General features: G+C 70.9%; 15 protein-coding genes. 7 read left to right on the top strand and 8 right to left on the bottom strand.

Annotated elements, in window-relative coordinates:
- Positions 1–48: 48 nt before the first annotated feature.
- Both ACFWV8_RS18995 and ACFWV8_RS18990 read left to right on the top strand, forming a co-directional pair.
- Complete coding sequence (locus ACFWV8_RS18995; protein WP_384203169.1) at positions 49–1,146, top strand: sensor histidine kinase; 1,098 nt, start codon at positions 49–51, stop codon at positions 1,144–1,146.
- Positions 1,139–1,810, top strand: coding sequence for a response regulator (locus tag ACFWV8_RS18990; RefSeq protein ID WP_384203166.1), 672 nt, complete (start codon positions 1,139–1,141; stop codon positions 1,808–1,810). The genes ACFWV8_RS18995 and ACFWV8_RS18990 overlap by 8 nt, the downstream gene beginning before the upstream one ends.
- Positions 1,811–1,855: 45 nt before the next feature.
- On the opposite strand, the gene ACFWV8_RS18985 is transcribed toward ACFWV8_RS18990, so the two are convergent.
- The 3 genes from ACFWV8_RS18985 to ACFWV8_RS18975 all read right to left on the bottom strand — a co-directional run bounded on the left by ACFWV8_RS18985 (position 1,856) and on the right by ACFWV8_RS18975 (position 5,641).
- Positions 1,856–2,668, bottom strand: a complete 813-nt coding sequence (locus tag ACFWV8_RS18985) for a hypothetical protein (RefSeq protein ID WP_384203163.1) — start codon at positions 2,666–2,668, stop codon at positions 1,856–1,858.
- Between the two features lie 153 nt (positions 2,669–2,821).
- Positions 2,822–4,300, bottom strand: coding sequence for a metallophosphoesterase (locus ACFWV8_RS18980; RefSeq protein WP_384203161.1), 1,479 nt, complete (start codon positions 4,298–4,300; stop codon positions 2,822–2,824).
- Positions 4,301–4,528: 228 nt separating this feature from the next.
- On the bottom strand, positions 4,529–5,641 hold the full coding sequence (locus tag ACFWV8_RS18975) for a LacI family DNA-binding transcriptional regulator (RefSeq protein WP_329385120.1): 1,113 nt from the start codon (positions 5,639–5,641) through the stop codon (positions 4,529–4,531).
- A 452-nt stretch (positions 5,642–6,093) separates the two neighbouring features.
- Here ACFWV8_RS18975 and hisC point away from each other — a divergent pair, with 452 nt between their 5' ends.
- From hisC to ACFWV8_RS18950, 5 genes are all read left to right on the top strand, one after another.
- On the top strand, positions 6,094–7,173 hold the full coding sequence (gene hisC / locus ACFWV8_RS18970; RefSeq protein WP_384203157.1) for a histidinol-phosphate transaminase: 1,080 nt from the start codon (positions 6,094–6,096) through the stop codon (positions 7,171–7,173).
- Between the two features lie 271 nt (positions 7,174–7,444).
- Positions 7,445–8,974 (top strand): cytochrome ubiquinol oxidase subunit I, encoded by a 1,530-nt coding sequence (locus ACFWV8_RS18965; RefSeq protein WP_329385125.1) that lies wholly within the window; start codon positions 7,445–7,447, stop codon positions 8,972–8,974.
- 16 nt (positions 8,975–8,990) lie between these two features.
- The gene (gene cydB, locus ACFWV8_RS18960) at positions 8,991–9,992 is read left to right on the top strand and encodes a cytochrome d ubiquinol oxidase subunit II (protein WP_384203154.1); all 1,002 of its coding nucleotides are present in this window, start codon (positions 8,991–8,993) and stop codon (positions 9,990–9,992) included.
- A gap of 21 nt (positions 9,993–10,013) precedes the next feature.
- Positions 10,014–13,562 (top strand): thiol reductant ABC exporter subunit CydD, encoded by a 3,549-nt coding sequence (gene cydD / locus ACFWV8_RS18955; RefSeq protein WP_384203151.1) that lies wholly within the window; start codon positions 10,014–10,016, stop codon positions 13,560–13,562.
- A 124-nt stretch (positions 13,563–13,686) separates the two neighbouring features.
- Positions 13,687–15,453: a GAF domain-containing sensor histidine kinase gene (locus ACFWV8_RS18950; RefSeq protein ID WP_384203279.1), complete on the top strand. Its 1,767-nt coding sequence runs from the start codon at positions 13,687–13,689 to the stop codon at positions 15,451–15,453.
- Positions 15,454–15,647: 194 nt separating this feature from the next.
- On the opposite strand, the gene ACFWV8_RS18945 is transcribed toward ACFWV8_RS18950, so the two are convergent.
- The 5 genes from ACFWV8_RS18945 to ACFWV8_RS18925 form a co-directional block, all read right to left on the bottom strand.
- Positions 15,648–16,499 carry a Cof-type HAD-IIB family hydrolase gene (locus ACFWV8_RS18945; RefSeq protein ID WP_384203148.1) on the bottom strand — a complete coding sequence of 284 codons (852 nt, stop codon included), beginning with the start codon at positions 16,497–16,499 and terminating at the stop codon, positions 15,648–15,650.
- Positions 16,500–16,559: 60 nt separating this feature from the next.
- Entirely contained in the window at positions 16,560–17,465 is a 906-nt protein-coding gene (locus ACFWV8_RS18940; protein ID WP_384203145.1) for an LLM class flavin-dependent oxidoreductase, read from the bottom strand.
- Between the two features lie 53 nt (positions 17,466–17,518).
- Complete coding sequence (locus tag ACFWV8_RS18935) at positions 17,519–18,094, bottom strand: RNA 2'-phosphotransferase (RefSeq protein WP_384203142.1); 576 nt, start codon at positions 18,092–18,094, stop codon at positions 17,519–17,521.
- Positions 18,095–18,258: 164 nt separating this feature from the next.
- Positions 18,259–19,221: a MerR family transcriptional regulator gene (locus tag ACFWV8_RS18930; RefSeq protein ID WP_384203139.1), complete on the bottom strand. Its 963-nt coding sequence runs from the start codon at positions 19,219–19,221 to the stop codon at positions 18,259–18,261.
- A gap of 48 nt (positions 19,222–19,269) precedes the next feature.
- On the bottom strand, positions 19,270–20,181 hold the full coding sequence (locus ACFWV8_RS18925; RefSeq protein WP_384203276.1) for a metal-dependent hydrolase: 912 nt from the start codon (positions 20,179–20,181) through the stop codon (positions 19,270–19,272).
- Positions 20,182–20,222: the final 41 nt, after the last annotated feature.

Genomic DNA, 20,222 nt, shown 5'->3' with positions numbered 1-20,222 from the left:
TCCCTAAATATCACGTGGGAGGCTGCGGGATAATGGCGGGGGGCTGCCGTGGCGATCGATCCGGAAGGGCACGCCGGAAATTCCGGTCTGCCGAACGAAGTTCGCGCGAATATTGTTGAGCCATTCTTCCAGCGATTGCGGGCCATGGACAGCGCGCTGCTCGAAGAACCTGAAATAAGTGCGTTACTTGTCAACCAGGTCGAGTTATTACTGGACGACATTGCGCGGGGCGCGCGAACCGGTTTCCGCACCAGGACCGCGCCGAGCCAGGAATCCCTTCGGGGGGCGGCCGAATTCAGCAGGACCCGGGCGTCGCGCGGTATCCATCCGACCGAGACGGTCCGCGCCGCCGAGCTGTTCTACGAGACGGCGCTTCCCGTCGTCGTACGCGAGCTCCTGCCGGCCACACCCTCGGCTGACCAATTCCTGGACACCGCGCTGACGTTGAACGACGCGGTGATGACACAGATCGCGCTCGGGTGTGTCGGTTACATTAAATTCCTTCGCGAGAAACTGCACAGTTCCCATCTGGACGAACGGCACAGGCTGGCCAGGGACCTGCACGACCGGGTCGCCCACGAAGTCCTGGTGGCCATGCTCGAACTGGAACTGTGCGATCCGCTGATCCAGAGCGAGAGCGCCGTCGTACGGTCGAAGCTGAAATCGGCCGAGGAAGCGCTCAAGGTGGCGCTGCGGGAAATCGGTGATCTCTCGGGTGAGCTGCGGGAATCGGTGTCCGAAACCAACCTTGAGCGTGCCCTCACCAAATTCATCGACTCCACGGTCCCGGACCGTGTCCGGGCCGAATTGACCGTCACGGGAAATGTCGACGAAATACCGGAGGCCGCGGCCGAAGAGCTCTACTTCATCATTCGTGAGGCGGCCAGAAACGCGCTGCGCCACTCCGACCCCGACGAACTGTGGATCACGATCAGGGTCACGGAGACGCTGGTCCAGGCATCCGTCATCGACGACGGGGCGGGCTTCGAGGTGGCCACGCTCGCCAAGACCCGGCGAGGCGGCCTGATCTCGATCCGCGAGCGGACCGAACTGCTCGGCGGAAACCCCAGCATCCACAGCTCGGTCGGCGGCGGCACGACGGTCAACGTCTCCATCCCGCTGATCAACTGGCGCCGGCATGGCTGACGCGGGGAAGCCCGCGAGAGCCGACGTCACCAGCGTCGTCGTTGCCGACGACCACACCCTCTTCCGGGAGCTGCTCGCCGATCTGCTCTCTCTGGAGGACTGGCTGGAAGTCGTCGCCCAGGGCGCGAGCGGCACCGAAGCCGTGGAGCTGGTACGCGAACACCGGCCGGGCATCGCCGTACTGGACGTACAGATGCCGGGCCCGGGGATCCGGGAGACCGTACGGGAGATCGGCAGGCACTGCCCCGAGACCCGCTGCATCGTGCTGACGATGCACGACGACCCCGTGCTCTTCAGGGGCGTGCTGGACGACGGCGCCACCGCCTATCTGCTGAAGTCCGTCTCCAGCCGGGAGCTGGTCACCTCGATCCACTCCGTGATCCGCGAGCCGGAGAGGATCCACTTCTCGGTGACCCGGAACATGATCAGAGGTCTCGACGGGCCGTCCGCCGACCGGCTCCTGTCCGCGCGCGAGGTCGAGATCCTCAGCTACGTCGCGCAGGCGCGCAGCAACGCGGAGATCGCCGCCGCGCTGTTCCTGGCCGAGACCACCGTCAAGCGCCATCTGACGAACGCGTACCGGAAGCTCGGCGCGGTGTCGCGGGTGGACGCGATCCGCCGGGCGATGGACGCCGGGATCATCGCCCCGTACCAGCAGCCGTGACGCCCGCCGCCGTGTGACGCGGGCCTGGCCGATTCCCGCGGTGACCTATTCCGGCCGGTGTTCGGGTCCGCCGAAGTCGGGGCTGGAGAAGTCCGGGCTGGAGTACGTGGGGCGCTGACCGCTCGACGCGCCGTCGTCCGGGCTGGAGAAGTCCGGGCGGCTGTAGCCCATCTTCGGCAGATGCCGGGCAGGGCGGACCTTCGGCGCGGGCTCCACGCCGGGCGCGGCCAGGGCATCCCGCAGGAACGGCAGGATCCCCCGCTCCAACAGGGCGGTGCGCCACGCCTCACGGGCCCGTGACACCTCGTCGGGCCACGCGCTGTCCGATTGGCCTGCCGGGACCTGCGTCGCGCCGTTGCGCAGGGCCGTGATCAGCAGCCCGGCCCCGCCGGCAGCCAGACCGACGGCCGTGACGGCGCAGAAGAACAGACCGACCGTCACCAGGGTGTCGGAGAAGGCGGGCACCGGGCTGAGCAGTCTCAGCAGGAAGCCCACCAGCAGGAAGACGACGGCCGCCGCGCCTCCGAGAGCCGGCACCAGGACCGCGACGACGGCGGCCAGACCCGCGCCGGTCTCGCTCGCCCCTTGCACGGCCGGGCTCAGTACGGAGTTGCCCACCGGCGAGGTGGCCGGCGTACGGAATTCCTCCCGGACCTTCGCGTAGTGCTCGTACTCGACCGCCGCGGCGGTGGTTATCAGAGACGTCGCGCCCAGAGCCATGGTGCGCAGTTGTTCGGTGTTGAGGCGCTGCCCGACATCGGCGAGATCCGGACGGTCGTGCGCATGGCGCAGCGTCTCGTCGAGAATCCGCTCGAAATCGGCGCGATCCTCGTTCAGCAGATGCGGAGCGCTGTTCATGTGCGTCCCCCGATGCTCCGTAGGGCCGGATTGTCCGTACAGAACGGACGATTGGCGAAAACGGAGGAGAGCCTGCTACGGATGAGCCGATGGTAGAGCGATTAAGGCACGGGGTGACAGGGGGTTTACGGAAAACACCTGCCCCCACTCTGCTCAGTTATGGAGCGGGAGCCGTACGACCAGAAGCTTTCCGGCCATGGTCACTCCGCCGTCCATGGCGATGGCGAGCCCGTCCGCGTACACATGCGGCCCGTCGACCACGGGTCCCGAATTCTCCTCGTCGTCCGACGCGTCCTCGGTGCGGACTTCGCCGAGCAGATACGGAATCGGGCTGTGGCCGTGGACAATCCGCTGCCCGCCGTACGCGGCCATCAGCTCCCTGGCCGCGGTCGAACCGCCGTTGTCGCGGAACGCGAAACGCTTGGTGAGCTTGCGGAAGATGTCCCAGCACTCGTCCGCGTCGTTGCGGGTGAGGATGGCGCGGACGTTGTCGTTGACGTCCTCGATGCTGTCGCCGTAGTCGAGATACGCGGTCGTGTCGGAGTGCATCAGCAGATGCCCGTCCTCCTCCACGAGGGCGTCGAGGCGGGACATCCACTGGAGATGGACGTCCTGGAGGCGCTCCATGTCCGTCTTCTGCCCGCCGTTGAGCAGCCAGGCGGCCTGGAAGGTGGCGGTGCCGGCACCGGAGTTGACCGGGGTGTCGCCGAAGCGGCGGGCGCCGAGCAGCAGCAGTTCGTGATTGCCCATCAGGGCCTTGCAGTAGCCGCCGGCGGCGGCGGCCTCGGCGGAGAGCCGCATGACGAGGTCGATGACGCCGACGCCGTCGGGGCCCCGGTCGGTGAAGTCGCCGAGGAACCACAGGCGGGTGTTGCCCGCGGCCCAGCTGCCGTCACCGTCGATGAGGCCCTGTTCGGCGAGAGCGGCGACGAGTTCGTCGAGATAGCCGTGGACGTCGCCGACGACGAAGAGCGGGCCGAGGCCGTCCGCGGTGCCGGGGCTCGGGACGGGGGCGACGGTCACCTGAACGGTGTCACCGCGCTTGATCACCGGGAGGTCGCGCTCGGTGGGCGTGTAGCCCTCGGGGACCTCGTCGCGGGGGACGGCGTTGCCGGGATGGTCGGTGGGGGTGACGTCGGCGGCGGGCGCGGCGGGGGTCACGGCGGCCGTGACGGGGGGTGTGACGGCCTGGGAGTGGATCGCGGGGCCCGCACCCGCGTGGCTGCGCGGATCGGGGCGTGACGGGGCGTCAGAAACCCCCGTGGCCACCGGCGTCGGCCCGGGGGCGGACTCCGCCGCCTCGGGCGTCGGGAACGTGACGCTCCGCGGGTCCGTACGCGGCGCGATACCGAGTCCCGCCGGAGCGCCCGGCGGCGTGGCGGCGGCCGGCCGGCCGCCGGAGGTCTCGGCGGTTTCGGTTGTCCCGGTGGGCGCGACCGCGACCGTGGTCCGCTGTGGCGCGGACTCGCCGGACCGGCCCGACTCCCCGGCCCGCGTGGTCTCTTCGGTCGGCGCGGGCTGCTCCGGGCGCTCCGGCCGTACGGGAACCTGCGTGTACGGCGGCACCCGGAAATCGCGCAGCGTCGCCGTGCGCACCACGGGTCCCTGACCGGTCCCGGCCCCCTGAGTCATCGACCCCTCCACCACCGTCGCGCCTCCGTACACCTCTGGGTCCGCCTGTTCGGGCGGGGCATCCCCACCGGAGGTAGGGGAAGGTCCGCGGTGTCGTGCGCCCATCATAGGAATGCGGCCACCCCTGTGTGACGCACCAGGGGTGGTCAATCCGATTCCACCCACGTTTCGTCGGCTGTTTTCACGCGGATCGCCCGAATTGTGTGATGCGGAGCGTGTCCGTCCGCCTCAGTCCCTGGCGGGAGACCTCGGAGCGCTGACCGTGGTACGGGGCGGGCGCCGCTGGGACGAGGTCCGGACGATCAACTCCGTCGGTATCACCTGTTCGACGGGACGCCCGGTGTCGGTCCCCTCGATGGCGTCGATGAGCAACTGGACGACGGCGGTGCCGATACGGCGCGGCTTGAGCGAGAGCGTCGTGATGGGCGGCTCGGTGGTCGCGTACACGGTGGACTCACTGCAGCAGACCAGCAGCAGGTCCTCGGGCACCCGCAGGCCGTAGCGCCGCGCGGCGGCGAGCAGGTCGGTGCCGTTGGGGTCGAAGAGCCCGTACACCGCGTCGGGCCGGTCGGGCCTGGCGAGCAGCCGGTCGGCGGCGACGGCACCGGCGCAGGGGTCGTGCGCGGGGTAGGACTCGTAGACGGGGTCCTGTCCGACCCGCTCGCACCAGCGCAGATACGCGGTGGTGGAGAGCCGGGTGTAGGTGTCGGTGGTGGTGCCGGTGAGCAGTCCGATCCGGCGTGCGCCTGCCGCGGCGAGATGGTCGAGCAGATCGAGTACGGCGGCCTCGTGGTCGTTGTCGACCCAGGCGGTGACGGGGAGGGTGCCGGCCGGGCGGCCGTCGGAGACGACGGGCAGGCCCTGGCGGACGAGCTCGGTGACGACCGGGTCGTGGTCGGAGGGGTCGATGACGACGGTGCCGTCGAGCGCGACGTTCGACCAGACGTCGTGGCGGGAAGTGGCCGGGAGGATGACGAGCGCGTACCCGCGGGCGAGCGCCGCGGAGGTCGCGGCCCGTGCCATCTCGGCGAAGTAGGCGAATTCGGTGAAGGTGAAAGGTTCGTCCCCGTATGTGGTGACGGTCAGGCCGATCAGCCCCGACTTGCCGGTACGGAGGGTTCGGGCCGCGGCGGACGGGCGGTAGCCCAGCCGCTCGGCGACTTCTCGGACATGCCGGCGTGTGGCGTCGGGTAACCGTCCCTTGCCGTTGAGCGCGTCGGAGACGGTCGTGATGGAGACACCGGCTGCGGCGGCCACGTCCCGGATGCCCGCCCGACCTTGCCGGCTGCCCCGGCGGGATGTGTCCGTCCGGCTCACCTGGTGTTTCCCTGCTGGTGTCATGGCGAGCCGATAGTAGGGCTCATCAAGGTGGTGGGGCCGGTCGCACATTCACCTCCCAAGAGTCACGTTTCTGCATGATCAACAACGCTTGGAAGACGTGGAAAACAAGGTCGCTGAGCGATTCGGTTGTGGTCTGTCAAGCGTGGAGCTGGATGGGCCTGGCGACAGTCCGATGTTTCGAAGAGGTCTCAACTCACCCTTATGGGTGACGCACGCCATGGAGTCAGCCACCGGCGCGGGCCGGATGCGCTAGGGCTCCCCCGCTCGGAGCCCGGTGTCCGAGCGCCCGGCGGCGCCTCGGGGCCCGTGCGGGGGCCCGTCCGGGGCCCGGTTCCGGGAGGGGTATTCGCAGGGCCCGGCAATCCTCTTAAGGTGAGCAGTATTGGTACATCCGCATGAGATGGGCCGATCATGTGTACGGAGAACCCAGAGCGCCCGAGGAGGACCCCGCGGTGAGCGACACGAGCCCGAAGCTGCGCGCCGAGCTGGACGGCATCCCGACCTACAAGCCGGGCAGGCCGGCGGCGGTGGGCGAGGCCGTCTCGTACAAGCTGTCGTCGAACGAGAACCCCTATCCGCCGCTGCCCGGCGTGATGGAGTCCGTGCTGGCGTCGGCCGGGACGTTCAACCGCTACCCCGACATGGCGTGCACCGCGCTGACCAGCGAGCTCGCCGACCGCTTCCAGGTGCCGGTCTCGCATGTCGCGACGGGTACGGGCTCCGTCGGCGTCGCCCAGCAGCTGCTTCAGGCCACCTCCGGCCCCGGCGACGAGGTGATCTACGCGTGGCGGTCCTTCGAGGCGTACCCGATCATCACGCAGATCTCGGGCGCCGCGTCGGTGAAGGTGCCGCTGGACGCGGGCCAGGTGCACGACCTGGACGCGATGGCGGACGCCATCACCGACCGGACCCGGATGATCTTCGTCTGCAACCCCAACAACCCCACGGGCACCGTCGTCCGCCGGGCCGAGCTGGAGCGCTTCCTCGACCGGGTGCCGACCGACATCCTGGTGGTGCTGGACGAGGCGTACCGGGAGTTCATCCGCGACACCGAGGTCCCCGACGGCGTCGAGATCTACCGGGAGCGCCCGAACGTGGCCGTGCTCCGGACCTTCTCCAAGGCGTACGGCCTGGCGGGACTGCGGGTCGGCTTCGCCATCGCCCACGAGCGGGTGGCCGCGGCCCTGCGCAAGACCGCGGTGCCCTTCGGGGTGAGCCAGATCGCACAGGACGCGGCGGTCGCCTCGCTGCGCGCCGAGGAGGAGCTGCTGGAGCGGGTGGCGGAGCTGGTCGTCGAGCGCACCCGGGTCAGCGAGGCGCTGCGCGGTCAGGGCTGGACCGTGCCCGAGACGCAGGCCAACTTCGTGTGGCTGGGTCTGGGTGACCGTACGACCGAATTCGCGGCGGAGTGCGAGCGGGCGGGTGTGACGGTCCGGCCGTTCGCGGGCGAGGGCGTACGGGTCACGATCGGCGAGTACAAGGCGAACGACCTGTTCCTGCGGACGGCGGAGTCCTTCCGCGAGGAGAGCTGAGCGGATCCGGGCGGGGCGCCCTGCGGGGCGCCCCGGCACGCGGGCCAGCACACGGGGCAGGGCGCGGTCAGGGCGCGCGGTCACGGCGGGATGTTCGAAGGGGACCCCCCCTTGAAGATCCGGTCGGGCCGTGCGCCATACTTTTGCTTGTGAATGTGAACGCGTTCACAAGCATGCTCGATGCCTCCTGTTTCGTCCGCTTCCTACCGGGACTTTCGGGACAGGCCGCAGCCCCCGGCGCGGGGCCCGTAAGGAGAAGGAGAGAGACGACGTGGACATCGCACTGGCCCCCGAGACTCTCGCGCGATGGCAGTTCGGCATCACCACCGTCTACCACTTCCTCTTCGTCCCCCTCACGATCTCGCTCGCCGCGCTGACCGCCGGCCTGGAGACCGCCTGGGTGCGGACGTCGAATCCGAAGTACCTCAAGGCGACGAAGTTCTGGGGCAAGCTCTTCCTGATCAACATAGCCATGGGTGTCGTCACCGGCATCGTGCAGGAATTCCAGTTCGGCATGAACTGGTCGGACTACTCGCGCTTCGTCGGCGACGTCTTCGGCGCCCCGCTCGCCTTCGAGGCGCTGATCGCCTTCTTCTTCGAGTCCACCTTCATCGGACTGTGGATTTTCGGCTGGGACAAGCTGCCCAAGAAGATCCATCTGGCCTGTATGTGGATGGTCTCGATCGGCACGATCCTCTCCGCCTACTTCATCCTGGCGGCCAACTCCTGGATGCAGCACCCGGTCGGCTACCGCATCAACGAGGAGCGCGGCCGGGCCGAACTCACCGACTTCTGGGCCGTACTGACGCAGAACACCGCGCTCGCCCAGTTCTTCCACACCATGACGGCGGCCTTCATGGTCGGCGGCGCCTTCATGGTCGGCATCTCCGCCTTCCATCTCGCCCGCCGGGGGCGCAAGGGGCACCAGCAGCACATCCCGGTGATGCGGACCTCGCTCCGGCTCGGCCTGGTCACCCTGGTGACGGCCGGCCTGCTCACCGCCGTCAGCGGTGACACGCTCGGCAAGATCATGTACGAGCAGCAGCCGATGAAGATGGCCGCCGCTGAGGCCCTCTGGGACGGCGAGGCGCCCGCGCCGTTCTCGGTCTTCGCGTACGGGGACGTGGACAAGGGCCACAACAAGGTCGCCATCGAGGTCCCCGGCCTGCTCTCCTTCCTCGCGCACAGCGACTTCGAGTCCTTCGTGCCGGGCATCAACGACGTGCAGAAGGCCGAGCAGGAGAAGTACGGGCCCGGCGACTACCGGCCCAACATCCCCGTCGCGTACTGGGGCTTCCGCTGGATGATCGGCTTCGGCATGGCGTCGCTGGGCATCGGGCTCCTCGGGCTCTGGCTGACCCGGCGGAAGTTCCTGCTGCCGAAGCGGCTGCGGACCGGCGAGGACGAGGTGCCCCATCTCGTGCTCTTCCGCAACAAGGCGCTGAGCCCCCGGTTCGCCCATATGTACTGGCTCGTCGCCCTGTGGACGATGCTCTTCCCGCTGATCGCCAACTCCTGGGGCTGGATCTTCACCGAGACCGGCCGGCAGCCCTGGGTGGTCTACGGGGTGCTGCGCACCGCCGACGCAGTCTCCCCCGGTACGTCACAGGGCGAGGTGCTCACCTCGATGATCGTCTTCACCCTGCTCTACGCGGTGCTCGCCGTCGTCGAGGTCAAGCTGCTCGTGAAGTACGTCAAGGCGGGTCCGCCCGATCTCACCGACGACGACCTCAACCCACCCACGAAGATCGGCGGTCACGACGCGAAGGACGCCGACCGCCCGATGGCCTTCTCGTACTGAGGAGTTGAACCGAATCATGGAACTCCACGACGTCTGGTTCGTCACTATCGCCGTCCTGTGGACCGGCTACTTCTTCCTTGAGGGCTTCGACTTCGGGATCGGCGTCCTGACGAAACTGCTCGCGCGGGACCGCAAGGAACGCAGGGTCCTCATCAACACCATCGGGCCCGTCTGGGACGGCAACGAGGTGTGGCTGCTGTCGGCGGGCGGCGCGACCTTCGCCGCGTTCCCCGAGTGGTACGCCACCCTCTTCTCCGGCTTCTATCTGCCGCTGCTGGCCATCCTGGTCTGTCTGATCGTGCGCGGTGTCGCCTTCGAGTACCGCGCCAAGCGGCCCGAGGAGCGCTGGCAGCGCAACTGGGAGCACGCGATCTTCTGGACCTCGCTGCTGCCGGCGCTGTTGTGGGGTGTGGCCTTCGGGAACATCGTGCGCGGCGTGAAGATCGACGCGGACCTGGAGTACGTGGGAAACCTGGCCGATCTGCTCAACCCGTACGCGCTCCTCGGCGGGCTGGTGACGCTGACGCTCTTCACCTTCCACGGCGCGGTGTTCGCCGCGCTCAAGACGGTGGGGGACATCCGGGCGCGGGCGCGGAAGCTGGCGTTCACGCTGGGGCTGCTCACGGCTGTGCTGGCGCTCGGGTTCCTGGGCTGGACCCAGCTCGACAACGGTGACGGCGGGAGCCTGGCCGCGATGGTCGTGGCCGTGCTCGCGCTGGCCGGTGCCGTGGTGGCGATCAGGGCGGGGCGTGAGGGCTGGTCGTTCGCGCTCTCCGGGCTGACGATCGTGGCCGCCGTCGCGATGCTCTTCCTGACGCTCTTCCCGAACGTCATGCCGTCCTCGCTCAACGAGCAGTGGAGCCTGACGGTGACCAACGCGTCCTCGACTCCGTACACCCTGAAGATCATGACCTGGTGCGCGGGCATCGCGACGCCGTTGGTGCTGCTCTACCAGGGCTGGACGTACTGGGTCTTCCGCAAGCGCATCGGTACGCATCACATCGCGGACGCGCACTAGCTGACTGGGCGGGTGTTTCACGTGAAACCGATCGATCCGCGTCTGCTGCGGTACGCACGGGCCACCCGTGGCTTTCTGGTGGCGGTGGTGCTCCTGGGACTGGCCGGTGCGGGGCTGGTCGTGGCCCAGGCGATGATCATCGCCGAGGTGGTGGTGGGGGCGTTCGAGGACGGCCTCGACGCCTCCGGGCTCCGTACGCCGCTGCTCCTGCTGGGCGCGGTCGCCGTCGGGCGCGGGCTGGTCGCGTGGCTCACCGAACTGGCCGCGCACCGCGCGAGCGCGGCGGTCAAGTCCGAACTGCGCGGCCGGCTGCTGGAGCGGGCCGCCGAGCTGGGGCCGGGATGGCTGAGCGGCCAGCGCACCGGTTCGCTGATCGCGCTGGCGACCCGTGGCGTGGACGCGCTGGACGACTACTTCGCGCGCTATCTGCCGCAGCTCGGGCTCGCGGTGGTGGTGCCGGTGGCGGTACTGGCGCGGATCGTCACCGACGACTGGGTGTCGGCGGGCGTCATCGTGCTGACCCTGCCGCTGATTCCGCTCTTCATGGTGCTCATCGGGTGGGCCACCCAGTCCCGGATGGACCGTCAGTGGCAGCTGCTGTCACGGCTGTCCGGCCACTTCCTGGACGTGGTCGCCGGGCTGCCGACGCTGAAGGTCTTCGGGCGGGCGAAGGCGCAGGCGGAGTCGGTGCGGGCGATCACCTCCGAGTACCGGCGGGCCACGCTCCGTACGCTGCGCATCGCCTTCCTGTCGTCCTTCGCGCTGGAGCTGCTGTCGACCCTGTCGGTGGCGCTGGTCGCGGTGGGCATCGGGATGCGGCTGGTCCACGGGGACCTGGATCTCTACACGGGCCTGGTGGTGCTGATCCTGGCGCCGGAGGCGTATCTGCCGCTGAGGCAGGTGGGCGCGCAGTACCACGCGGCGGCGGAGGGGCTGGCGGCGGCGGAGGAGATCTTCGCGGTGCTGGAGACGGTGCCCTCGGGTCCGGGCGCGGGTGGTGAGATACCGGGCTCGCCCCGCCTGGAGCTGGAGGGCGTGACCGTCCGCCACGAAGGCCGCGCCGAACCGTCGTTGGACGCCGCCACGCTGGTGGTCGAGCCGGGGGAGACGGTCGCGCTGGTCGGCCCGAGCGGGGCGGGGAAGACGACGCTGCTGAACGTGCTGCTCGGCTTCACCGCACCGACGGAGGGCCGCGTACGGGTGGGCGGCACCGATCTGTCGTCCCTGGACCTCGGCCGCTGGCGCGAACAGATCGCCTGGGTGCCGCAGCACCCGTACCTCTTCGCGGGGACGATCGCCGAGAACGTGACCCTGGCCCGCCCGGACGCGGACGCCGCCGCCGTACGCGACGCGCTGCGGGACGCGGGGGCGTACGACTTCGTGGCCGCGCTCCCCCGGGGTGTGGACACCGTGCTGGGCGAGGACGGTACGGGCCTGTCGGCCGGCCAGCGCCAACGCCTCGCCCTGGCCCGCGCCTTCCTCGCCGACCGCCCGGTGCTCCTGCTGGACGAGCCGACGGCGGCGCTGGACGGCGAGACGGAGGCGGGCATCGTGGACGCGGTCCGCCGGCTGGCGGTGGGCCGCACGGTGATCCTGGTGATCCACCGACCCGCGCTGCTGCCGGTGGCGGACCGGGTGATCGAGCTCGGGGGAGGGACGGCGGGGGCGGCTGTGGGCGTCGAGCCCGCCGCGGTCGCGGGTCGGGCGGCCCCCGGGTCGGCGCGTGGGGGGTCGGAGCCGGTTGCGGGGGGACCCGACGAGGGCGACGCCGGTGCCGGGGCCCGGGTCGGGGCGCATCCCCTTCGTCGTACGCGCGCCGCCGTCGGGGCCCTGCGGGGTCGGTTCCTGCTGGCCTTGGTGCTGGGGAGCCTGGCCCTCGGGTCCGCCGTCGGGCTCATGGCCGTGTCCGGGTGGCTCATATCTCGCGCGTCCGAGCAGCCGCCCGTGCTGTATCTGATGGTCGCCGTGACCGCGACCCGTGCCTTTGGGATCGGGCGTGCCGTCTTCCGGTACGCCGAACGCCTCGTGTCCCACGACGCGGTGCTGCGGATGCTCGCCGACCTCCGGGTCTCCGTCTACCGGCGCCTCGAACGGCTCGCCCCCGCAGGGCTGCGCGAGGCCCGGCGCGGTGACCTGCTCTCCCGGCTCGTCGCCGACGTCGACGCCCTCCAGGACTACTGGCTCCGCTGGCTGCTGCCGGTCGGCTCCGCCCTGCTCGTCGGCGCGGGCGCCGTCGGATTCACCGGCTGGCTGCTCCCCGAGGCGGGCGCGGTACTGGCCCTCGGCCTGCTCGCCGCCGGCGTCGGCGTGCCGCTGGTCAGCGGCGCCCGCGCGCGCCGCGCCGAGCGGCGGCTCGCCCCCGCGCGCGGCCTGCTCGCGACCAGGGTCGCCGAACTCCTCGACGGCTGCGCCGAACTGACCGTCGCCGGCGCCCTCCGGAGCCGTATCGCCGCGGCCCGCGACGCCGACGCGACACTGACGGCCATCGCCTCGCGCGGCGCGAGTGCCACCGCGCTCGGCGGCGGACTGTCCGCGCTGATCTGCGGGCTGACCGTGGCCGCCGCCGCGTACGCCGGTGTGGGCGCGGTGCACGACGGGCGGCTGCCGGGTGTCGCGCTGGCCGTCGTCGTACTGACCCCGCTCGCCGCCTTCGAGGCGGTCGCCGGACTGCCGCTCGCGGTCCAGTACCGGCAGCGGGCCGCGCGCGGCGCCGAGCGGGTGTACGAGGTGCTGGACGCGCCCGTCCCCGTACGGGAGCCCGAGCGCCCGGCCGCCGCTCCCGCGACGCCGTTCCCGCTGGAGGTACGGGGGCTCTCGGCCCGGTACGCGGGGCAGGAGGGCGACGCGCTGACCGGCGTCGATCTGACGCTGACCGCCGGGAAGCGGGTGGCCGTCGTGGGGCCGTCCGGGGCCGGCAAGACGACCCTCGCGCAGGTGCTGCTGCGCTTCCTGGACGCGCGCGATGGCGGCGTACGGCTCGGCGGGACGGACGCGGCGGCGCTGGACGGCGACACGGTGCGGCGTTTCGTCGGGCTGTGCGCGCAGGACGCGCACCTCTTCGACAGTTCCGTACGCGAGAACCTCGCCCTCGCCCGCAAGGACACGACCGAGGACGACCTCCGCGACGCCCTCCGCCGCGCCCGCCTGCTGGAGTGGGCCGACGCGCTGCCGGCCGGTCTCGACACCCACGTCGGCGAGCACGGCGCGCGGCTCTCCGGGGGCCAGCGGCAGCGACTGGCGCTGGCCCGCGCGCTCCTGGCCGACTTCCCCGTCCTCGTACTGGACGAGCCCGCCGAACACCTCGACCTGCCGACGGCCGACGCGCTGACGGCGGACCTGCTGGCGGTGACGGAAGGGCGTACGACGCTGCTCATCACCCATCGGCTCCAGGGTCTCGACGCGGTCGACGAGGTGATCGTGCTCGACGCGGGGCGTGTGGTGCAGCGCGGGCCGTACGCCGAGCTGGTGGGGGTGGAGGGGCCGTTGCGGAGGATGTGGGAGCGCGAGCGGGGGCCGGTGGAGCTGGTCGGCCACGGGCCTCGACTTTCCACCGCAAATGGGACTAACTAATGTCAAGGGCATGAAGGCGCCCGAACCTCAGGACTTTCCTCAGGAATCCGCTCCGGGCGGACCCGGCGACGGGACCGAACCCCGTGACGCCGGGGCCGACACGGAGGCCGACACGGAGGCCGACATGGAGGCCGACATGGAGCGCCGGCTCCAGAGCAGGTCCACCGAGCTCACGGCCCGCGTCCCGCAGCTCCTCGAAGCCATGCGCTCCGTCGGTACCGGCCTCGAACTGCACTCCACCCTCGACCGTATCTGCGAGACGGCCGCCCGCCTCGTCGGCGCCCGCTACGCGGCGCTCGGCGCTGTCGAGGAGGCGGGCGGCCCGCTCTCCGACTTCGTCACCTACGGCGTGGACGCGGACGTCGAGCGGCGGATCGGCCGCCGCCCGGACGGCCACAGCGGACTGCTCGGCGAGCTGATCCGCCGTTCCGAACCCATTCGGCTCGCCGACCTCACCGCGGATCCGCGCGCCGTCGGATTTCCGCCGCACCACCCGCCGATGCGGACGTTCCTCGGCGTTCCGATCCGCGTCCAGGGCGAGAGCCTCGGGAATCTCTACGTCACCGAGAAGCACGACGGCGCCGAATTCACCGAACACGACCAGCACATGATGCGGGTGCTGGCGACGGAGGCGGGCCTCGCCATCGGCAACGCGCGGCTGTACGAGGCGGCCCGGCGGCGCGAGCGCTGGATCGACGGTTCGGTGGCCGTCACGACGGCCCTGCTCTCGGGGAATTCGGCCGACCATCCCGCCGAACACGTGGACGGCACCGAACACGTGGACGGCACCGCGCGCGCGGACCGGCCCGAGCACACCGACTCCGCCGAGCACACCCACCACGCCCTCACCGTCGTCGCCGAACAGGCCCGCAGGCTCGCCGACTCGGCCGCCGGCTTCGTCCTGCTGCCCACGCCCGAGGGAGGGCTGGAGGTCGTCGCCGCCTCGGCCGACAACCCCGAGGTCTTCCTCGGTGCCCGGATCTCGGGCAAGAGCCCCGTCGTCGCCCAACTGCTCGCCGGCGAGGCCACGTACGTGGCGGACTGCACCACCGACCCGCGTCTGATCTCCCCGCTGGCCTCCCGTTTCGGCCCGGCCATGTTGCTGCCCCTGCACAGCGACGGCCGGGTGCTCGGCGTACTCGTCACCCCGCGCGCGATCGGCGCCCGCCCCTACACCGATTCGGAACGCACCCTCGCGACCCAGTTCGCCTCCCAGGCCGCTCTCGCGCTGATGATGGCCGAGGCGCAGCGCGACCGGGAACGTCTCGCGGTGTACGAGGACCGCGACCGCATCGCCCGCGACCTCCACGACCTGGTCATCCAGCGCCTGTTCGCCGCCGGGATGATGCTGGAGACCGCGCAGCGCCACTCGGACGTGCCCGAGGTGCGATCAGGCGTGGGCAGGGCGGTCGACGAACTGGACGTCACCATCCAGGAGATCCGTACGGCCATCTTCGCCCTGCAACAGGGCCCCGCCGAGGCGCCGTCCGGGCTGCGCACCCGGGTCCTGCGCGAGATCAACATGGCGGCCGTGCCGCTCGGCTTCAAACCCACCCACCGCTTCGTCGGCGCGGTCGACTCGGCCGTCGGCGAACTCACCGGCAAGAACCTCATCGCCGCCCTCCGCGAGGCCCTGTCCAACACCTTCCGGCACGCGCGGGCATCCCGCATCCATGTCACGGTCGACGCGAACGCCCGCCTGCCCGACGGCACCCCCGCCGTACGGCTGTCGGTCGCCGACGACGGCGTGGGCATCCCGGCGGGCGGCAGGCGCAGCGGCCTGCGCAATCTGGGGCGGCGCGCCGAGTCGCTGGGCGGATCGAGCGAGGTCGGACCGGGCCTGGGCGAACACGGCGCCGGCACGACGGTGCTGTGGCAGGCGCCGCTCTAGGGGGTGTCTTGCCGGTCTTGCCGGGCTCGCGGTCCCTGGCACGCGTGCTCGCCGCGTTGTCGTCGGTCGCCGACTCCCCCGTAGCCCCCAAGGGGGCACGGGAGGTACCCCCTCCGCGTCGTCTCCCTCCTCCGCCTTGCGATCACACGCACCAGACCCCGCTCACTGATCCGGCCTGACCGACAAGACACCCCCTAGGGTGCGACGCGGGCGATGAGCTGCTCGATGATGACGGCGACACCGTCCTCGTTGTTCGCCACGGTGCGGCCCGACGCCGCCGCGATCACATCAGGGTGCGCGTTGCCCATCGCGTACGACGTACCGGCCCACGCCAGCATCTCCACGTCGTTCGGCATGTCCCCGAAGGCGACGACCTCGTCGGATGAGATGCCGCGCTCGGCGCAGCAGAGCGCGAGCGTGCTCGCCTTGCTGACCCCGAGGCCGCTGACCTCAAGCAGCGCGGTGGGGCTGGAGCGCGTGAAGGAGGCCAGCTCCCCGGCGGCGGTACGGGCCAGGGTGAGGAAACCGTCGGGCGTCAGGGTCGGGTGGTGCGCCAGCAGTTTCACCACCGCTTCGCCGTCGCCGTCCTCCGCCACCTGAAGCAGCTTCTCGGCGGGGGCCACGTGCGCGCCCGGGTCGTCGAGGAAGGGCGGGTACTCCGGCTCGTAGTTGAAGCTGGTCGTCGTCTCGACGGCGAACACCGTGCCGGGCGCCGCGTCGCGCAGAGCCTGTACGACGCCGAACGCGGCGCCCCGGTCCAGTCCGCGCACCTCGACCAGCTCCCCGCCGCCGCGCAGGTCGACGACGACGGCGCCGTTGGCACAGATGGCCAGCCCATGACGGTGCACATGATCGCTGACGACCCCCATCCACCGGGCCGGCCGGCCGGTGACGAAGAAGACCTCGATCCCGGCCTCCTCGGCCGCGGCGAGGGCGGCGATGGTCCGGTCCGAGACGGTCTTGTCGTCTCGCAGCAACGTTCCGTCAAGATCGGTGGCGATCAGCCGGGGGCGGGCGGGAAGCGGGGACTCGCTAGCTGAGGTCACCTGTCCATACTCCCGCACAGGTGTGCAGGTGAGCGCGGAGGGAACCACATGTGAGCGCCCTCACGCACCGAGTTGCGCGGAGGCCTCGGTGGCGATCTTCTCGAAGACGGCCTGGTCGGCGGCGAAGTCCGAATCGGCGATGGGCCAGTGCACGACCAGCTCCGTGAAGCCCAGATCCTGGTGGCGCCCCGCGAAGTCGACGAACGCGTCGACCGATTCCAGCGGGCGGGCACGGTCCGGGGTGAAACCGGTGAGCAGGATCTTGTCCATCGGCCCGGCGTCCCGGCCGACCTCGGCGCGGGCGGCGCCGAGCCTCTCGATCTGGCCGCGGATGGCCTCCACCGACTGGGCCGGGGTGCCCTCCTCGTACAGACTCGGGTCGCCGGTGGTCACCCATGCCTGGCCGTACCGGGCGGCGAGCTTCAGCCCGCGCGGGCCGGTCGCGGCGACGGCGAAGGGGAGCCGGGGGCGCTGGACGCAGCCGGGGATGTTCCTGGCCTCGACGGCCGAGTAGTGGGTGCCGTGCCGGGTGACCGCGTCTTCGGTGAGCAGCTGATCAAGAAGGGGCACGAACTCGCCGAACCGGTCCGCCCGCTCCCTCGGCGTCCATGCCTCCTGCCCGAGCGCGGTCGCGTCGAACCCGCTGCCACCGGCGCCGATTCCCAGGGTGAACCGGCCGCCCGAGATGTCGTCGAGGGAGATCAGCTCCTTGGCGAGGGTCACCGGGTGCCGGAAGTTGGGCGAGGTGACGAGCGTTCCCAGGCGGAGCCGTTCCGTGGCGACCGCGGCGGCGGTGAGCGTGGGCAGGGCGCCGAACCAGGGGCCGTCGCGGAAGGTCCGCCAGGAGAGGTGGTCGTAGGTGTACGCCGTGTGGAAGCCGAGCTCCTCGGCACGCTGCCACTTCGCGCGCCCTCCCTCGTGCCAGCGGTCAACAGGAAGGATCACGGTGCTCAGACGCAGACTCATGCTCCGAGCGTACGTCCGGCTCCCGGCGGCCGATGCGCCGGTCTCCTCGCCGCTCAGGCGCCGAAGCGGAGGTAGCGCGGGGGTACGGCGTCGGCCAGCCAGACGCCGTTGGCGCTCACCCGGAAGACGTGGCCGTCGCGGTGCATCGCCGCCGCGTCCACCGGCAGGACGACCGGGCGGCCGCGGCGGGCGCCGACGCGGGTCGCTGTCTCGCGGTCGGGCGAGAGATGGACATGGTGGCGGTTCATGGGGCGCAGGCCCTCGGCGCGGATCGCGTCGAGGCTGCGGGCGACCGTGCCGTGGTAGAGGTACGCGGGCGGCTCGGCCGGTGGCAGGTCCAGGTCGACCTCGACCGTGTGGCCCTGGTTGGCACGGATCCTGGTGCCTTCGATCGTGAAGCGCCGCTTGTCGTTCATGGCCACGACGTGGTCGAGTTCGGCGCGGGTGAGGGGGAAGCGGTGCTCGGCCGTGGCGCGGAGCAGGGCGTCGACCTCCACCCAGCCGTTCGGGTCGAGCGTGAGGCCGATGCGTTCGGGCTGGTGGCGCAGGTGCTTCGAGAGGTATTTCGACACCTTCACGGTGCGTCGTTCGTCGGGCGTTCCCGCGCCCGGTGTGTGTGTTCGGGTCATTCACACAGCGTGCCCGGTGGCGTCGGGCGCGCGCCACTCATTTCGGTCCGGTCCGGCACGCTTCGATCCGATCCACAAACGATCAGCGCGAGAATGTTTGATCCACAGTCAACTCAGGTTATCCACAGGCTATTTGGCGAATCTGTGGACAACGAGTGCCTGAATTAACCCATTTGGTCAAGTTGACTGTTCTGTCTGTGGGTTGCGGTGAGTGCGTCCAACGTCCGTGCCCGCACCTCCCGTTCGGTGGCCGCCGCGATGAACTCCGGAACGCTCTCCTCCCCAACAAGCCCCTGGACCGCGTCGATCGTCCCGGCCGGAAGCGCCACCGACCGGGTCCCGGCGCCCGACGGCTCCGGGTCCCCCGACACCAGGTGCCTCTGAAGATGCCGGGTCGCGAACACCCGCATGGCGCGGGCCAGTTCGGCGTCGACGGTCTGCCGGGCCAGCGGGCGAAGACGTCGTACGAGCGACGCCGCCTCGGCCGCGTCCGTGTCCGTCGGCGGGCGATGGCCCAGATAGCGGGCGAAGACGTGCTCGGTCGTGAACTCCAGGAAGCGCGCTGCGATGTGCTCGACCTGCCCGCGAAGTTCCCGCAGATGGGCGGAGATCGCGGACAGCGGCACCCCCGCCGCGTACAACTCGGCCGCCACCGCCAGCTCCTGAGGGCTCGGTACGAGGAACTCGTCGTCCCGCCCGGGAATCCGCTCCAGCACCCCCAGCTCCACGGCCTCGGTGAGCGCCGCCTCGTCGGGGGAGCCGCCGAACCGCTCGTCCAGCTCCGCGCGGGTGACCCGGGTGGCCCGCTCGTCCGTCCATGGGCCGTGGACCTCGGCGACCAGGCCCAGCACCCCGCCCAGACCCCGCCCCGCGTCCCACGCTTCCAGCAACTCCTTGATGGACGCCAGTGTGTAGCCCCGGTCCAGGAGATCCGCGATCTGCCGCAGCCGGGCCAGATGCGGGTCCCCGTACACATTCGCCCGGCCCCGCCGTTCCGGCGCGGGGAGCAGCCCGCGGTCCAGGTAGGCGCGGATGGTCCGGACAGTGGCGCCGCTCGCGTGCGCCAGGTCCTCGATCCGGTACCGGCCTCCGGCCGGGGCCCGCGACGCCCCCGAGTCCTCCGACACGCTCACTCCTCCCACCGCCCCGGCACGCCACCGTCCCGGCTGTCCCGGCTATCCCAGCGCTGCCCGGCCGACCGCTCCGGCAGCCGCGCGGGCCGCGGGAGAGGTCGCCAGATACTCGACGGCCCTGCGGAGCGAGCCTTCCCGCGAGGGATGGTACGACCGCCGGAAGTACCGGGGCACCGCCGCGCCCAGCTCGCCCCAGGCCGGCAACAGGCCCTTGGCTACCGCCCGGTTGTGCTCGCGCAGCGAGTAGCGCAGCCGGCCCGCGAGCTGTGGATCGTGCCGGATCAGATACGCCGCCCCGCGCACCCAGAACCAGAGCATCACCGGCGCCGCGACGGCCATCGTCTCCAGCCGGCGGGCGTAGCGCACCGGATCGGGGCCGCCGCAGTGCTGGTACATGTCGAAGGCCACCGACCGGTGTTCGACCTCCTCGGCGCCGTGCCAGCGCAGCAGGTCGAGCATGACCTCGTCCGCCCCGGCGTGGTCCAGCGCGTCCGCGCGCAGCACCCAGTCCCCGAGGACCGCCGTGAACTGCTCGATCGCGGCGACGATCGCCAGCCGGAACCGCAGCCACTCCCGCCGTGGCCACGGCACCCCGAACGGCGGCTCCTCGCCGAGGAGTATCTCGAAGAGGTAGTCGACGTGCCGGGTGTACGGCTCGGTGTCCAGGCGCTGCTCCGCGAGGTGGTTGAGCACATACGCGTGCTGCACGCTGTGCGTGGCCTCCTGGCCCATGAACCCCTTGACGTCCTTGAGCAGCACCGGGTCCCGCACCAGCGGCAGGGCCTCCTTGAAGACCTTGACGAACCAGCGCTCGCCCGCGGGGAGCAGCAGATGGAGCACGTTGATGACATGCGTGGCGGTCGGCTCGTCGGGTATCCAGTGCAGCGGAGTGTCGCGCCAGTCGAACGACACCCGCCGGGGAGCGATCACATACGGCTCGTCCGAAACGGTGATCCCTTCAGGAGCCTGGGAGTTCGGGGTCTCGCCGTCCCGGT

Origin of the sequence: Streptomyces sp. NPDC058665, from assembly GCF_042714995.1 — a bacterium.
In the GTDB taxonomy this organism is placed as follows: Bacteria; Actinomycetota; Actinomycetes; order Streptomycetales; family Streptomycetaceae; genus Streptomyces.
The sequence above is the reverse complement of the archived record's forward strand: the minus strand, read 5'-3'. Positions and strand labels throughout refer to the sequence as shown.

Bases quoted from the DNA above. Each gene is read 5' to 3' on its own strand.
- ACFWV8_RS18990 (WP_384203166.1), top strand. From the start codon at position 1,139: ATGGCTGACGCGGGGAAGCCCGCGAGAGCCGACGTCACCAGCGTCGTC.
- ACFWV8_RS18985 (WP_384203163.1), bottom strand. From the start codon at position 2,668: ATGAACAGCGCTCCGCATCTGCTGAACGAGGATCGCGCCGATTTCGAG.
- ACFWV8_RS18980 (WP_384203161.1), bottom strand. From the start codon at position 4,300: ATGACTCAGGGGGCCGGGACCGGTCAGGGACCCGTGGTGCGCACGGCG.
- ACFWV8_RS18975 (WP_329385120.1), bottom strand. From the start codon at position 5,641: ATGACACCAGCAGGGAAACACCAGGTGAGCCGGACGGACACATCCCGC.
- cydB (WP_384203154.1), top strand. From the start codon at position 8,991: ATGGAACTCCACGACGTCTGGTTCGTCACTATCGCCGTCCTGTGGACC.
- ACFWV8_RS18950 (WP_384203279.1), top strand. From the start codon at position 13,687: ATGGAGGCCGACATGGAGCGCCGGCTCCAGAGCAGGTCCACCGAGCTC.
- ACFWV8_RS18940 (WP_384203145.1), bottom strand. From the start codon at position 17,465: ATGAGTCTGCGTCTGAGCACCGTGATCCTTCCTGTTGACCGCTGGCAC.
- ACFWV8_RS18935 (WP_384203142.1), bottom strand. From the start codon at position 18,094: ATGACCCGAACACACACACCGGGCGCGGGAACGCCCGACGAACGACGC.